This is a genomic window from Mesorhizobium sp. CA14 (assembly GCF_020165195.1).
Taxonomy (GTDB): domain Bacteria; phylum Pseudomonadota; class Alphaproteobacteria; order Rhizobiales; family Rhizobiaceae; genus Mesorhizobium.
The window spans coordinates 80,186-95,444 of record NZ_JAIUHR010000005.1 but is presented as its reverse complement, the minus strand read 5'-3'; the positions used below and the strand labels follow the sequence as shown (position 1 = coordinate 95,444).

Sequence of the window (15,259 nt, the reverse complement as noted above, 5' to 3'; positions counted from 1 at the left end):
AATGACGCAGACTTACGATCATATCGTGCTGGGGGGCGGAGCAGCGGGTTGCGTGGTCGCGGCGCGGCTGGTGAAGGCAGGACGGCGGGTCCTGCTTCTCGAAGCCGGGCATTCGCATCACCACCCGCTGCTCGATATGCCGCCGGGGATCTTCAAGATGATCAATGGCTCGAAGTTCATGCGATATTACCGCACCGAGCCGCAGCAACATCTGGATGGCCGCGAACACGAAATCTCGCAAGGCAACGTGCTGGGCGGCGGCACCTCGGTCAATGCCCAGATCTATATGCGCGGCCGTGCCTCGGACTATGACGAATGGGATGAGTTGCTGCGCGGCAACAATGCCGGCATCCGCTGGAACTGGCCGGCGGTGCTGCCCCACTTCACGGCCATGGAAGGCAACAATCGTCTTAGCGGCGACCTGCATGGGAGCGAAGGGCCACTGCTGGTCTCAGACCCCGGTCACATTGACGACGTTTCGCGTTGGTTCGTACAGGCGGTTCAACGGCTCGGACTGCCCTACAATCATGACTTCAACGGGCCGTCGCAACGCGGAGTGGGCTTCTATCAATTCATGAACCGGCGCGGGAAGCGCAGCAGCGCTGCCTATGCGTTTATCGAGCCTTTGGCTAAGGATCCCAGGCTGACGCTGAGGCTGAATTCTGCCGCGAGGCGACTGCTGATCCAGAACGGGCGCGCAAAGGGTGTAATCTACACTGACCAATCGGGAACCGAACACGAGGCCTATGCGGACGGCGACGTGATCGTCTCGTCGGGCGCGCTGGTCTCGCCGAAACTCCTTATGCTGTCAGGTATTGGCCCGGCCGAGGAACTGTCCAGACATAGCATTGCCTGCATCGCCGACCTTCCGGGCGTAGGCCAGAATCTGATCGACCATCCGGAAGTGCCGATTATTGCCACGGCAAACGGGCCTTACGGCTACTTTAAGCAAGGCCAGGGTTGGCGGATGATCAAGAACGGCTTGCATTTCAAGCTGTTTGGCGCCGGCACGATCCTGTCCGCGGGAGTCGAGGCTGGGGCTTTTGTCAATCCGGCCGATCCGGATGGCGAACCGACGATCCAGGCGTTTTGCGTGCCACATGTGTACCTGGACCGCGATATCCTGACCCTGGTCGAGAATACCTACGGCCTCACTGTGACGACCGTGGTCGTCAAGCCGAAGTCCCGTGGCTTCGTGAAGCTCCGTTCGGCAGATCCGAATGACATGCCGGTCGTCTCTCCGCACCTGCTCAAACATCAAGACGACATGAAGCAGATGATTGCCGGCCAGCGCTATTTCCTGAAGGCATTCCACGCGAAGCCGCTGGCGGATCGCATCAAGGCTGTAGCCGTCCCCCGGGAAGACGACCTCAGCGACGCGGCGCTCGAAAAGCACTGCAAGCGCTTCGTCAAAACGAATTACCATCCGGCCGGCACATGCCGCATGGGTCCGGACAGCGATCGAATGGCCGTTCTGGACGCGGCCATGCGGGTGCGCGGGATAGAAAACCTGCGCGTTGCCGACATGTCGGTGTGCCCTAACATCAACGCCGGCAACACGGCTGCACCCGCCATGATGCTGGGCGACCGCTGCGCCGATTTCATTTTGGAAGCGGGCGGAGTGACTCAATCGAGGGCGGTGTCTGCAAGCGAGCTGACCTAGCCCGCCATAGGCGAGGAATATTCAACGTCGTCAAAATACGACAACCAAGGAGGAAAGCATGATCATTACCCGTCGGAAATTGTTGGTAGGCTCCGCCGTCGGCGTGGCCGCTTTTACCCTCGCTCCACGCGCCTTCGCCGCGCTCCCGCCGCTTGCCAAGAAAGACAAGTACAAGGTCGGCTTCGCCCAGACCGAGAGCAATAATCCATGGCGGCTGGCTGAAACCAAAAGCATGCAGGATGAGGCTGCAAAGCTCGGCCATCAGCTCGTTTATACTGATGCCGCCGGATCCTCGGCCAAGCAGGCCTCCGACGTAAACTCCATGATCGCGCAGGGCGTCGACGCGATTTTCCTGCCTCCCCGCGAGGACAAGCCGTTGGTGCCGGTCATCCTGGCCGCGCGTGATGCCGGCATCCCGGTCTTTCTCATTGACCGCGATGTGGACCATACCATGGCCAAGCCTGGCCAGGATTACGTCACCTTCATCGGCTCCGACTTCATCAATGAGGGTAACCGCATCGCCGAATGGGTGGTGAAGAACGCAAATGGAAAATCGAAGATTATCGAACTGGAAGGCACCACCGGTTCCTCGCCAGCCAACGACCGCAAGAAGGGGTTTGACGACATCATCGCCAAGCACTCGGAATTCAAGATTGTCGCCTCACAGTCGGGCGACTTCGCTCGCGACAAGGGCCGCCAGGTGGCGGAGACGTTGCTGCAGGCCCATCCTGAAGCCGATATCATCTATGCCCACAATGACGAGATGGCGCTCGGCGCGATCGCAGCTCTCGAGGCCGCCGGCAAGACGCCCGGAAAAGATGTGCTGATTGTCTCGATAGACGGCGAAAAGGACGGCGTGCAAGCAATCGTCGACGGCAAGATCGGCGCCATCTGCGGCTGCAGCCCGCTTTTCGGACCGAAGGCTTTCGCCACGATGGCCGACTATGCCGCCGGAAAGCAAATCCCGCCGTTCATCAAGAACGACGATGACTTCTACGACGGCACGAACGCAAAGGACAAGATCAGTACGGCGTTCTGAAGCTATCTAGTTTATGGCGCCTCCCCGCCTCGGCGGGGAGGCTTTTTTGGAGCTTTGCAGATGACGCGGCCGCCCGACGGACCTTCCCCGCTGCTTCTCGACATGCGCGACATCCAAAAGCGTTTCGCCGGCATACCGGCGCTGGCGGACGCGTCGCTTTGCGTGCGCTCAGGCGAGGTCCATGCCCTGATAGGCCAGAACGGCGCCGGCAAATCGACGCTGATCAAGGTTTTGACGGGATACCACCGCAAGGATGCCGGGCAAGTGCTGTTCGAAGGCGAGCCCTTTGAGGTCCACTCGCCCCACCAGGCGCAAGTCAACGGCATCAGCACGATTTATCAGGAGATCAATCTGGTCCCGCTACGGTCAGTGACGGAGAACATTTGCCTGGGTCGGGAACAGCGCCGTTACGGCCTGCTCGACTGGAATGCCATGCACGCGGAAGCCGAGCGCCTGCTGAGCCGCTTCGCAATTGGCATTGATGTTCGCCGTCCGCTTGGCGAGTTCAACACTGCAACACAGCAGATGGTCGCGATCGCGCGGGCTATAGGATTCTCCGCTCGCCTTGTCATTATGGACGAACCGACCTCGTCGCTCGACGAACGCGAAGTGGGAGTGCTGTTCAGCGTCATTCATCAGTTGAAGGCTGAAGGGGTGTCCGTCATTTTTGTAAGCCACAAGCTCGACGAGTTATATGAGGTCTGCGACCAAGTCACGATCATGCGCGACGGCCGCACCGTGCGCAGCGCCGCAATGGAAGAAATCGGCAAACTGGAACTTGTCGCAGCTATGCTCGGCCGCGATGTCGCGGCTGTCGAGGGTCACGCCACAGCCTTCGGCGAGCGCGACCGCTCTAGAATTGGGGATGTGATGTTTTCTGCCCGAGGGCTTGGGGCCGGGCAGGCTGTGCGCAATGTGAGCTTCGATCTCCGGCGCGGCGAGATCGCGGGCTTTGCGGGCCTCCTCGGCGCAGGTCGCACCGAAACCGCAAGGCTCGTGTTCGGTGTCGATCGCCCAAGCGCCGGCCAGATGACGATGGAGGGTGCCGAGTACCACCCCGACCGTCCCGCCGACGCGATCGCCGCCGGCATGGGCTTCTGCACCGAGGACCGCAAGGGCGAAGGTATCGTTCCGGAGATGACGGTGGCAGAAAACCTCACCCTTGCGTTGCTTCCGAAAATCAGCCGCAACGGCGTGCTGGACGACTCGCGCCAGCGCGAAATCGTCGAGCGGTTCATCCGCGAGCTCGGCATAAAATGTTCCGGGCCCAATCAGAAGGTGCGAGAGCTTTCGGGTGGGAACCAGCAGAAAGTACTGCTTGCCCGCTGGCTGGCGATGAATCCGAAGCTGCTCATACTCGACGAACCGACAAGGGGGATCGATGTGGGTGCCAAGGGCGAGATTCAGCGTCTGATCCGGAGACTTGCAGATCAGGGCCTCGGCGTGCTCATGATCTCGTCAGAGCTGGAGGAAGTGATCGAAGGTGCGGATCGCATATTCGTTCTGCGCGATGGTGTCAGCGTGACCGAATTGGAAGCTGAAGCCGCCAACGAAGAAAAAGTGCTGACCGCGATGGCGCACGGGACAGGCGCTTCCTCGGGGGCCACGACATGACCGAGCTGCCGAGGTCATATGCGGAGCGGGATGCCGTCGCGCGAAGCTTCGATCTCTTCGGCTTTCTGTCACGCTACGGTACCTCGATCGCACTTGTCTTGCTGGTTGCGTTCAACCTCGCCTTCACACGCAATTTCGCGACAATGCAGACGCTGAACGTCAACCTCACTCAGGTCTGCACCATCGTCATCGTAGCCGTCGGAATGACGCTCGTAATAGCCACGGGCGGCATTGATCTCTCCGTCGGATCGCTAATGGCTATTTCGGGTGCGCTGGCGCCGATGATCTTCATGGGCAAGATCCTTCCGATCGGAAGCATCTACCTGGGCGTCGCGGCCGCGATGATCGTCTCAGTATTGGTAGCCGGGCTGTTGGGGCTCTTCAATGGCTGGTTGGTCGCCCGCTTCCGAATCCAGCCCATTGTTGCGACACTGGTTCTGTTCATCGCGGGCCGCGGCATCGCTCAGGTGATGACGAACGGGAACCTGCAGACCTTCCGCGTACCGGAATTTCAATGGATCGGCCTTGCCCGACCCTTGGACATCCCGGCCCAAGTCATCATCATGGCTGTCATTGTCGCGGCAGCTGCATGGGCGTTGAAAAAAACGCTGTTCGGGCGATGCATATTGGCGGTCGGCGGCAATGAAAAGGCTTCCGAACTCGCTGGTATTGCAGTCTCCAAGATCAAGCTTGCTGTCTATGGCATAAGCGGCCTTTGCGCCGGGCTGGCCGGGCTAATCGTGATTGCAATCAACTCCTCCAGCGACGCCAACCTGGTTGGCCTTGGTATGGAGCTCGATGCCATCGCGGCAGTTGCAGTGGGCGGAACTCTGCTCAGCGGCGGCAAGGCCACCATCGTCGGTAGCCTGCTGGGCGCGCTTACCATTCAATTGGTGCGCTACACCCTTCTTGCAAACGGGGTGCCTGACGCCGCTGCCCTTGTGGTCAAGGCGGGGATCATCGCGCTCGCTGTGTGGCTGCAACAGCAGCATCGCGGGTAGTCTTATGAATCGTGCCCGCCTCGTCCGCATTATTGGCACCTACGGCGTATTGATCGCCCTCGCTGCGCTTATTCTATTCGGTTTCCTGCGTTATGATCGGTTCGTCAGCTTCTACAACGTGATGACTCTCCTACGTTACAATTCCATGTTCGCGCTGGTGGCGCTTGGTATGTGCTTCGTCATCATGACAGGGGGAATCGATCTTTCCGTAGGCTCCGTCGCTGCCTTGGGCAGCGTGGCTTCGGCGTTGGCAAGTCCTTATGGAATCGTTCCTGGTCTCGCGGCCGGTATAGGCGCTGGGCTGGCCGCCGGGCTCATCAATGCGACCCTTGTCACACGCGCCAATCTGATGCCGTTCATAGCCACTCTCGCCACGATGCAGGCCGCCAGTGGCTCGGCCCTCCTGCTTGCGGGTAACCAGACCGTTTCGGTCTCCTATGAATCGGGCTTCACTGCCATCGGCCAAGGCAATTTCTGGACGTTTCCGATCCCGGCGGCTATCGCCGTCCTGGCATATCTCATCGGTTCCCTTGTCTTGAATTACACCGGCACCGGACGGGCGGTGCTGGCAATTGGCGGCGGGGAGGATGCTTCGCGTCTCATGGGCCTGCGGACCGATCGCGTGAAGTTTTTGGTCTATGTCGCGAGCGGGGGCTTGGCAGGACTCGCCGGTGTCATCCTTGCGTCGCAGTTTGGGGCGGGACAGCCCATTGAAGGAGTGGGTTGGGAATTGTTCGCCATCGCAGCCGTTGTGGTCGGCGGGACGCTGCTCACTGGCGGCTCGGGTTCGGTTGTGACCACGCTCGCCGGTGTGCTCCTGCTCGGCATCCTTTTCAATGTTCTGAATTTCGAGAACGGGATGGGATGGATCTCGCTTTCAGCCTACTGGCAATCAGTGATCCGAGGACTGTTCCTCCTGGTCGTAGTCCTCCTTCAGGCCCGACTGACACGTCGGCGTCTCAACGCGCTCTGAACGTCTCGGCCCCCCCTCAAGTATTGCATAACGTCAGCTTGCAGCAATTTTCGTGACAAAGACGGATCCGGGTGAGCACGCGACGTCAACGCGGCTCGGCGGATTCAGAAAACGCACGTTTTAAGTCATTCTGTCTTATACGCAGGAACATTCCAGGTGTTGGGAGGTTACGGAACGCCAACCCTTGGAGGAAGCCTCATGTTCATGCACAATAAACGACTGCAATACACCGTTCGTGTTTCCGAGCCCAATCCGAGGCTGGCGTGCATGATCATGGAGCAGTTCGGCGGCGCCGACGGCGAGCTTGCCGCCGCAATGCGCTATTTCACCCAAGGGCTGGGCGAAGACGATGTCGGCCGCAAGGACATGTTGCTCGACATAGCGACCGAGGAGCTCAGCCATCTCGAGGTCGTCGGTTCGATTGTTACCATGCTCAACAAAGGCCTGAAGGCGCAGCTGGCCGAGGGGCAGATGAAAGAAGCCGAGCTGTACTTGATGGTCGGCGCAAGCGGCACGACGGCTAAAGAGTCCATCTTGTTTGGCGGCGCGCCTGCGTTGTGCGACTCGGCCGGAGTCCCGTGGACTGCCGCTTATGTCGATTCCCGCGGCGAGCCTACCGTCGATCTGCGGTCTAACATTGCCGCCGAGGCGCGTGCCAAGATCGTCTATGAGCGACTGATCAACATCACCGAAGATCCCGGCGTCAAAGACGCCCTCGGATTCCTCATGACGCGCGAAATCGCGCATCAAAAATCCTTCGAGAAAGCGCTCTACGCGATCGAGAACAACTTTCCGACGGGCAAGCTTCCCGGCATTGAGAAATATGCGAGCATGTACGTCAACACGTCGCAGGGTGAAGGGGACACGAATGGCCCATGGAATTCGGGAGACGAATGGGACCGCGTGGACGATCTTGACGAAGTCATGCCGGCGGACGATGGCGATGGGACAGCAACAGTCAAGCTGGCGGCTAAAGACATGAAAGTGGTTGCAAAAATGGGAGAGCGGACCCTTTCGGATCCCTCATCCGATCCGACCACAGGCGCCGATATCGGCGCCGGGCCGGGAGCCGGACGGACCAAGAATGGCGACATGGGCGGCGCAGCCAATATCAACGAGGCGCCTGTGCGGGCCGATGCCGCCGCTCGCAAGAAAAAATAAGACTGGGGCTCGGTTTCGTCTACCCGTCACCGTCCTGACGGGTAGCACGAGCCTGCAAGAGCGGAGAGGCGGAATCGTCTCCCGCACCCGTCTGCACTTTTCGCTTGATGTTTCGAGCACCTTGGGTGCGCAACGTCAGTCAGCGTTGGTCGCCAGACGTTGTCGTTGCGTTTCGGTTGCGCAGCGTTCGCGAACTCTTCAGAACCGCTCGATTGCGCCCCCGAGCGATCATAAGCCAATAGATTGCGGCCACGCATCCAAAGGCCCCGATCCTGCGGCTGGCGAATTCGGCTCGCGATGGTTCGATTTCCTCGGCAGCGGCTCGTACATCAACCTGTTGTCGGCATCGAGGAGAACCATCCGGAGCGGAGGCAATCCCGCAGTGCTCGCCGGCCCTTCCATATCCTGCGCCCATCAGAGCGCGTGGGCACTGTCTCTCATGTCGAGGAAGGCAGGGTCACGATAGATCCGGACGGCCTTGCAGATCACAATGTTCTTCCGAGGATGAGGCGCGACAGCCCTAAACGTTAAAAAGCCGTGATGTACGAGCACGGCTGCCGCGATCGAGACGGACCTCCCGCAAGGCTAAGAGAGCAGAGCACCTTGGCACCCAAAATCAAGCACTGATGTGGCGCGCTGGGCGGATCCAACTGCCCTCCCCGCGCGTTCAGCTCTCCTTCTCGAGCTCCTGAAAGGCATCTCGAATGGCTGCGACTAGCGTCGCTATAGAATAGGGTTTCTGCACCCAGCCCAGCGGTCTGGCCGCCTCGGCTCGAAGCCTCAAGTCGCGATCACCGTGCGCGGTCGTAAAGATACATCGTATCGCAAGATCGCGATACAATTCCACGGCCGCGTCGATGCCGTCCCGCTCGCCCAACAAGCGGATATCCATCAGCGCAAGCACCGGCTTAGTCGAGAGTGCCACGCTGATCGCCTCATCGGCGCTGGTCGCGAGGCCCGCTAGCGAGAAGCCTTCGGCCAGCAGTCCGGCCTCTATATCCAACGCAATTAGGTAGTCGTCTTCGACGACCAAGATCGACTGGTTGAGAGTGGTTTCAGCGCGTCCTCCGCTCACATCATCTCGGGAGAAGACGACCTGCGGCCTGAAAGATCGATTGATGTCCCCCGCACGGCTCAACTCAGGTATCGCTGCTTTTGGTGGCAAGGCTAATCTCCTGGGGCATCTGACAAAAGGTCACGGTGCATCTGGACGGGTGCCGGCTAACTTCGAAAATCCCGCCGATCTGTCGCACCAACCCTTCGACGAGTCGCAGGCCTGACGAAGACGAGCGCACCGAATTCAGTTCGAAGCCCGGGCCCTCATCCTCGACCGCCAGACTAATGGCCGGGCCATTTTGTCTGATGGAAACGCGAATGGTTCCATGCCCATTTCCGCGCAGGCCATACTTCACGGCATTGATCAACAGCTCGTTGATAATAAGCGCCAGCGGCATCGCAACGTCGTTTGGCAGTTGGATCGGATCTGCCTCGCAGAACAATTGAACGGCTGTGGGAAACATCTGTTTTGCCGTCTCGCAAACAGCGCTCAGGAAAGGTTCGGCACCGAAGTTGATGGCATCGGGCGTGTCATAGAGGACCCGCTGAGCGGCAGCCATCGCGGCCACCCGCTTGCTGGCCTCATCCAGAACGGTCCGGGCCTCCGAACTCTTGCTGGTCCTCGCCGCAACCGAAAGCAGGGACTTCAGCATCATCATGTTGTTCTTCACGCGATGATTGAGCTCGTCGAGCAAGATCCGTTGCTGGGTTTCGGCCTGCTTACGCTCGCTCACATCGACCAGCATATTTATGGCGCCGGTGATGTTTCCAGCGGCATCGCGCATCGGGGTCGGATAGGGAATGAATGGAACCCGGCTACCATCCGGCCGCTCGGCCACCGCCTCATATCCCCGGATGGGCCGCCCTTCGCGCAGTGAGATGGCCATGGGGCACTGATCGTGAGGAAGCGGCGTTCCATCCGGCCAGTAGAGCTTCCATGTCACGCACCATTCGTCGGTGCCAATAACGGGCGTTCGGCCGGCGAGTTGCACCGCCGCTTCGTTGAAGTATGTGATCTTGCCGTCGCGATCCGTGGTGTAGATCGCGGCAGGAATGGCGGCGAGCAAGTCTTGAAGGTGGCGCTCGCTGTCTTGTATCTTCGCTTCCGCTACCTTTTTGTCGGTTACGTCTCGGGCGATTTTGGAAGCTCCGACGATACGGCCTGACGCATCTCGAACCGGCGATATTGTGAGAGAGATATCTACCAGCGTTCCGTCCTTGCGGCGGCGAACCGTCTCGAAATGATCCACGAGTTCGCCGTTGCGGATGCGGCCCAGTATCAGGGGCTCTTCGTGCTGCCGATCCTCAGGAATGATGGTGGTGATGGGCTTGCCTATCATCTCCGCTGCCGTATACCCGAAGAGGCGCTCGGCGCCGCGGTTCCAGGTCGAGACGATGCCGTTGAGATCCTTGCTTACGATGGCGTCATGGGACGATTCCACGATTGCCGCCAGTCGCTGGGTCGCATTCTGTGCTGTGACACGTTCAATGCCGAACGCGAGCTGGCGCGCGATTGTCCGGGCGACTTCCATCTCTTCTGCCGAGCATTCGTGCGTCTCGTCGAAATAGGCCATGAACTTGCCCAGCAGACGCCCGCCTTCGATTATCGGAATGAAACAGACCGCGCCGATGCCTTCTGTTCGGATTGCGTGTCTTAAGTTGCTGGGGAGTTCGGCCTGTTCCACATCCCGCAAACAAACTGGCTGCGGATCGTGGTCTGCCGCGGACCAGAGTGAATGGCCTTGCACGGCGCTTCGATACGCGTCCGACAAGCCCCGCCAGGCGGCAAACTTCATGATCCCGCCTTGCAAAACCAGAATAGAAGCGCGCTGACATCTCAGCCCGCGCTGGATCGCATCGAGCGCAGCCTCGTAGACGTCTTCGCGGGTAAGGGCGTGCTGCAGCATTTCCGTCAATTGATGCAGCGCAGCCTGCTGCTCGGCCCTTTGGGCCAGTGTAGCCTCAATCTCTTTGCGCTCGGTGATATCGTGCTGCACCCGTACTGCATAGTGAAACCGTCCGCTGCCGTCGTAAACGCTGGAAGAAGTTACGGCAGCCCAGAAAAGCGACCCGTCCTTGCGGACGAACCGCTTCTCGATCGTGTAGCTTTTGATCTCGCCGGCGACCTGTCGGCGATATTTCGTGCGATCCGCTTCGACATCGGAAGGAAAGGTCTGATCGAAAATCGATCGGCCAACAAGATCCTCCTGCGTGCAGCCCAAAAGACGGCACAAATGTCCGTTCACCCGCAGCAGCCGGCCTTCGGCGTCAGCTTCCACGATTCCCACACCAGCGCTGTGATAGGTCAGGGCAAGTCTCTGCTCCTGTTCGCGCAACAACTCTTCCGCTTCGACCTTCTTCGTTACGTCGATGGTGATGCAGCGCGTGTCGAGGAACCGACCACCAGCCGAACGAACATTTGACGTTATCTCCACCCAACGGATGGAGCCGTCTTTGGCGCGCAACCTCGCGCGATAATGTTGAAGCTGCTCATGCCGAGAAAGGCGGTTCAAAATGTCGTCGATTGCGGCGGCATCGGCGTGAAATTCGCGGATGTTGCGGCCGACATATTCCTCCGCGGAATAGCCGAGCAAGTCCAGTTCGGCTCGATTGGCGCGCAAAATGGTGCCGTCATTGGCCACCAGGTGGAGAGCCACGGCTGCATTCTCGAAGAAATCTTCCATCTCGTTGCCGAGGAGCAGGACCGCACGGGGCCCTTCGACCTCCTCGCCATGGGCCAAGGATTTCGCGCTAGAAACGCTGGAGGGCAAGGCTCGTTGTTCCATGAAAGGTTGAAGGCCCCTAAACGCAGCTTAACACCCGATTTCGCGAGAGGTTCCAACGGGCTGCACAATTCACCCAGCCAGTAACGGCAAGTGTTGATGCTTCAAGGCGTTCGCCGGCGCTGCTCAGCAAATCCGGCAATTCGATGATGCCGCTATTTTCGAGCCATTCGCCGCAGGCTTGCTCGGCACCGCGCTTTCCTAGACCTATGCAAAAAGCAGCCAATCAAAGTCAGGGTTCCCGGCTCCGAGCAGGACAAGCACAATGGATGCTGCGGAGCGCTTAATATCGTTCTGGACTAATATAACCCGCTACATATTTAACGATCGGGCAGCTGTCGGAGGAGACCGCCGCGGCTGCGCTGGACGCTTCGGCGCGGGTTCCGGAGGCGCCACCACGGCCGGCACGAAAGCCGGGGATTCCTGCTGCACCGAAGCGGCCTGTTTGCGCGCTTCGCGCCGCCAGGCGAACACCTGCTGTGAGTTTCCGGTCCGAACACGCCGTCCTTGTGCGCCGAAGTTTTGCGATGGCCTAAAACATGGCCTGATCCGGCAGGAAAGCCGCGCTAGCAAGTGGCGGAATCTTTGGTCAGACCTATCCCCAATGTTTCCTATATCTCCCGCCACCATGCCGGGTGCAGACAGTGACGCATCTGGCACTCGCACGTCTTCTTCCAAGGCACTTGGGACGAATCCTATGTGCTCGCTGGACACCTCGTGGTGGTGCATGGCGAGTCGGTCATCGAGGGCGGACTCGAATACTTCCGAACTGAACCCTATGCCATGTGGAGGGTCAAACCTTCGCAGTTGGGCAACGCACAGCATTTGGATTGGCATCAGCTCTGGTCGATGATGTGAAAACCGCCGTGATCTCTTACGTCAAGTTTCATCCGGAGAAGGATCGGCCGCGATATAAGTACATTGCTTGGATCGAAGTCCCAATCTATCGGACTCCGAAATTGGAGTGTAACAGCCTCGGTGCAAGTGGGCTCGATGATCCTGTGCAGGATCTGAAGATGCAAATACGCTGGCTCTACCGCTCCGATGCAAGAGCTCCGGGTAGGCCGTAAATTTCGCTGTCATGAGTTATGGTCACCGGCAGCAAGGACATCCGTCTCGCCGCCCCGCTACCGCCGAGCCGTAAGCGTGACGAGCAGAAGGACTAACCGAATGAAATGGCAGGCCATACCCGCCGTTGCATTGCTGATGGCGATGCGCTCTACATCCTGCAAACGGCGGCTGACCGCGGCTAAGGTCGAACGCGACAGGAGAGCCGGCCCGCGCTTGGCTCGTCGCGATTGGGGCGGCGCGAATCTCGACGCACCTCGCCTTACAGACGACCTGGCGCCGCCTCCTGAGCAAGAGGCATTCCTGTAGTGGCCTAAATTGTCCTTGGACCGGAACAAAGGGGTCTGGCGCTTGTTGAGTGACACCCATTCAACAAGGAACTTATCGATGAAACACCGCCTTATGATGGCAGCGCTCTCCACCTGCGCGGTCCTGACATTTGCCGCGCCTTCCTACGCCGCCGATAAAGCCCAGGACTTCGTCGACAAGGCCGCCGCCGGAGGCATGTTCGAGGTCGAGTCAAGCAAGATCGCACAAGGCAAGGCTCAGGATCAGGCAGTCAAAGACTTCGCCCAGAAGATGATCGACGATCACGGCGCGGCCAACGCCAAGCTCGAGACAATCGCCGGCGAGCAGAAGCTGAAGGTGCCTGCCCAGACAGACGCCGCGCACAAGAGCGAACTCGACAGCCTGAACACTGGTAAAGAACCATTCGACAAGTCCTACGTGAAGATGCAGCGGGACGCACATGCCGACGCTGTGAAGCTGTTCGAAGGCTACGCCAGGGACGGCGACAATGCTCAGCTCAAGACATTCGCGCAGGAGACGTTGCCGACGCTCAAGATGCATCAGGAAATGATCGAAAAGATCGCCTCCGGCACCAACGACAAGTCTTCCACAACGAGCTCGACGACGCCCGCGGTGTCGACGAGCGACACCAACAATCCGGCCGCGCCCGTACCTGGCGCCAACAGCTTCACCGAAGCGCAGGCGAAATCACGGATCCAGGATGCCGGATTTTCGAATGTCAGCGCACTGACGAAGGACGACAAAGGCATCTGGCGCGGCACCGCCCAGAAAGACGGAAAGCAGGTGACCGTAGCGCTCGATTTCCAAGGCAACGTGGTTGCCGGCGCTCAATAACCGAACTCAGAAATGGAGTGAAAACAATGACCACTGTCACCGGACTTTTCGATGACTATCAGGACGCCTCCGACGCCGTAAGCGAATTAGAAGCGATCGGCGTGCCGCGAGACGACATCAGCATCGTGGCGAACAATTCCGACAATTGGTATCGGCAGGATGAGACTTCAGAAACCAGTGAAGATGCCGCCGCTGGTGCCGGCCTGGGCGCGCTCGTCGGGGGCGCGGGCGGCCTGCTCACGGGGCTCGGGATCATGGCGATCCCCGGTGTCGGGCCGGTCGTGGCGGCAGGCTGGCTCGCTGCTACGGCCGTCGGCGCGGTTGGCGGCGCTGTGGTTGGTGGAGCCGCAGGCGGCATAGTCGGGGCGCTGACGGAATCCGGTGTTTCGGAACGTGATGCCCATGTCTATGCCGAGGGTGTTCGCCGGGGAGGCAGTCTGGTGACTGCCAGAGTGGACGATCGGCTGACCGGCGAGGCCGAGCGCATCCTGCGAGGAGAGCGTTCCGTCAATCTTGACGAACGGCGCAGCGCTTACGAGTCCGCCGGATGGACAGGATTCGACCCTGGCGCAGAGCCCTTTGATGACATCCAAGCGGAACGCGATCGCGTTCGCCGAACGACACCGCTGTAATCGATGAGGCCGCGTGGAACTCTCCACGGGGCCTTTTCTTCTCGGGCAGATCGGGTCCTCACCGCTCGCGCAAGTCTCGAAGAGAACGTTCGGCTTCTTCCTTGAACTCGCTCCCAGAGAGAAGTTTTTCGACCTGCCAATTCGGCGGAACCGACGAACGAGATTGCCGTTCTCTCTTCCCAATCAGGAGCGCTCAATGTTCAATCTATGCATCGATCTCTCACTTTCGATACTGGAGGCGCAGCAAGTGATCTGGCTTAGAGGTATGCGAATTGCTACTGGCGGCAAAGCGGCTGAACGCGAAGCTAAGTTGATGATCAGTGAAAAAATCGAGGCTGCCGGTCGCTCAATTATGATGCTCGCTATGGGCGCACCAGCAGATAAGTTTGTAACTTACTATGGCGGGAAGATTAGGGCCAATAGAAAGCGGCTATTGCGGTCGCCTGCTTGACCTAGCAGCTTGCGATCCGCCACAATGCAGTCGGCCAGTTTGCTATCGGACGAGCGGCTTGTTCAGCCAACGCGGCGTAGGTTCTTGCGCGACTGAGCCCCCAAGGTATCAATAAGGTCAAACTCGTTCATCATCGCTCTCTGGAACAGATAGACCAAGTTAACGGCGACGTTCTGCGCATCGTCCGAGTCAAGTTGATGCCCGCGCGGATGGATAGTGGACATTCCATTGCTGGTCCGCTTGGGTGGCACGGTGCGGTTCACGGCGTCACCACTCGATCTGCTGACCGTACGTCACCGTGGACGTTCGGTTCGCGACTAGTGGAAGACTCATCTTTTCCCAAACCTACCTGGCTCAGACCGGAACAAACCGTCGGGTCAATAAATGGCACGCAGGATATTTTTTCCGCAATTGCATCAAATCTTATTCCGACATGGGAGCTCGCGAGCGTAACCATGCTCCATGAAGATGTACGTCGTCGAAGTGCTGGATGGCGAAATTGTCACCTCCAGGTAGTTGGTCGAAGCCCACACAGCTGCTGCGGCGGCGTCTCGTGCAACTGGGCGAGCAGTCCGGATCCGGGCTAATGAAGAACTCTGGGTCAGAGTGACGGACGAGCAGAATCGGACCGTCTACAAGTACGCTTTCAGTGCACGGGCTGAACCGGGGTTGCAT

12 protein-coding genes are annotated in these 15,259 nt (G+C 59.3%); 9 read left to right on the top strand and 3 right to left on the bottom strand.

The window, feature by feature from the left end; genetic code table 11:
* The first annotated feature begins 1 nt into the window (after position 1).
* The 6 genes from LB565_RS08405 (at position 2) to LB565_RS08380 (ending at position 7,451) form a co-directional block, all read left to right on the top strand.
* The gene (locus LB565_RS08405; RefSeq protein ID WP_224582714.1) at positions 2-1,663 is read left to right on the top strand and encodes a GMC family oxidoreductase; all 1,662 of its coding nucleotides are present in this window, start codon (positions 2-4) and stop codon (positions 1,661-1,663) included.
* 58 nt (positions 1,664-1,721) lie between these two features.
* Positions 1,722-2,702 carry an ABC transporter substrate-binding protein gene (locus tag LB565_RS08400; RefSeq protein ID WP_224582712.1) on the top strand — a complete coding sequence of 327 codons (981 nt, stop codon included), beginning with the start codon at positions 1,722-1,724 and terminating at the stop codon, positions 2,700-2,702.
* A gap of 60 nt (positions 2,703-2,762) precedes the next feature.
* Positions 2,763-4,316, top strand: coding sequence for a sugar ABC transporter ATP-binding protein (locus LB565_RS08395; RefSeq protein WP_224582710.1), 1,554 nt, complete (start codon positions 2,763-2,765; stop codon positions 4,314-4,316).
* Positions 4,313-5,317 carry an ABC transporter permease gene (locus LB565_RS08390; protein WP_224582709.1) on the top strand — a complete coding sequence of 335 codons (1,005 nt, stop codon included), beginning with the start codon at positions 4,313-4,315 and terminating at the stop codon, positions 5,315-5,317. The genes LB565_RS08395 and LB565_RS08390 overlap by 4 nt, the downstream gene beginning before the upstream one ends.
* A gap of 4 nt (positions 5,318-5,321) precedes the next feature.
* Entirely contained in the window at positions 5,322-6,290 is a 969-nt protein-coding gene (locus tag LB565_RS08385) for an ABC transporter permease (protein WP_224582708.1), read from the top strand.
* A 198-nt stretch (positions 6,291-6,488) separates the two neighbouring features.
* A complete protein-coding gene (locus tag LB565_RS08380) occupies positions 6,489-7,451 on the top strand; it encodes a manganese catalase family protein (protein ID WP_224582707.1) in 963 nt (320 codons plus the stop codon).
* 667 nt (positions 7,452-8,118) lie between these two features.
* Here the strand turns inward: LB565_RS08380 and LB565_RS08375 are convergent.
* Positions 8,119-8,616: a response regulator gene (locus LB565_RS08375; RefSeq protein ID WP_224582705.1), complete on the bottom strand. Its 498-nt coding sequence runs from the start codon at positions 8,614-8,616 to the stop codon at positions 8,119-8,121.
* Positions 8,591-11,293 (bottom strand): PAS domain S-box protein, encoded by a 2,703-nt coding sequence (locus tag LB565_RS08370; RefSeq protein ID WP_224582703.1) that lies wholly within the window; start codon positions 11,291-11,293, stop codon positions 8,591-8,593. Before LB565_RS08370 ends, LB565_RS08375 begins: the two co-directional genes overlap by 26 nt.
* 1,452 nt (positions 11,294-12,745) lie before the next feature.
* Between LB565_RS08370 and LB565_RS08365 the strand changes: the two genes are divergently transcribed.
* From LB565_RS08365 to LB565_RS08355, 3 genes are read left to right on the top strand one after another with little or no spacing between them, the layout of a single operon-like run.
* Complete coding sequence (locus LB565_RS08365; protein WP_224583104.1) at positions 12,746-13,501, top strand: DUF4142 domain-containing protein; 756 nt, start codon at positions 12,746-12,748, stop codon at positions 13,499-13,501.
* Positions 13,502-13,527: 26 nt separating this feature from the next.
* Complete coding sequence (locus tag LB565_RS08360) at positions 13,528-14,133, top strand: general stress protein (protein ID WP_224582701.1); 606 nt, start codon at positions 13,528-13,530, stop codon at positions 14,131-14,133.
* A gap of 13 nt (positions 14,134-14,146) precedes the next feature.
* Complete coding sequence (locus LB565_RS08355; RefSeq protein WP_224582691.1) at positions 14,147-14,584, top strand: hypothetical protein; 438 nt, start codon at positions 14,147-14,149, stop codon at positions 14,582-14,584.
* A 62-nt stretch (positions 14,585-14,646) separates the two neighbouring features.
* On the opposite strand, the gene LB565_RS08350 is transcribed toward LB565_RS08355, so the two are convergent.
* On the bottom strand, positions 14,647-14,847 hold the full coding sequence (locus tag LB565_RS08350) for a hypothetical protein (RefSeq protein WP_224582688.1): 201 nt from the start codon (positions 14,845-14,847) through the stop codon (positions 14,647-14,649).
* Positions 14,848-15,259: the final 412 nt, after the last annotated feature.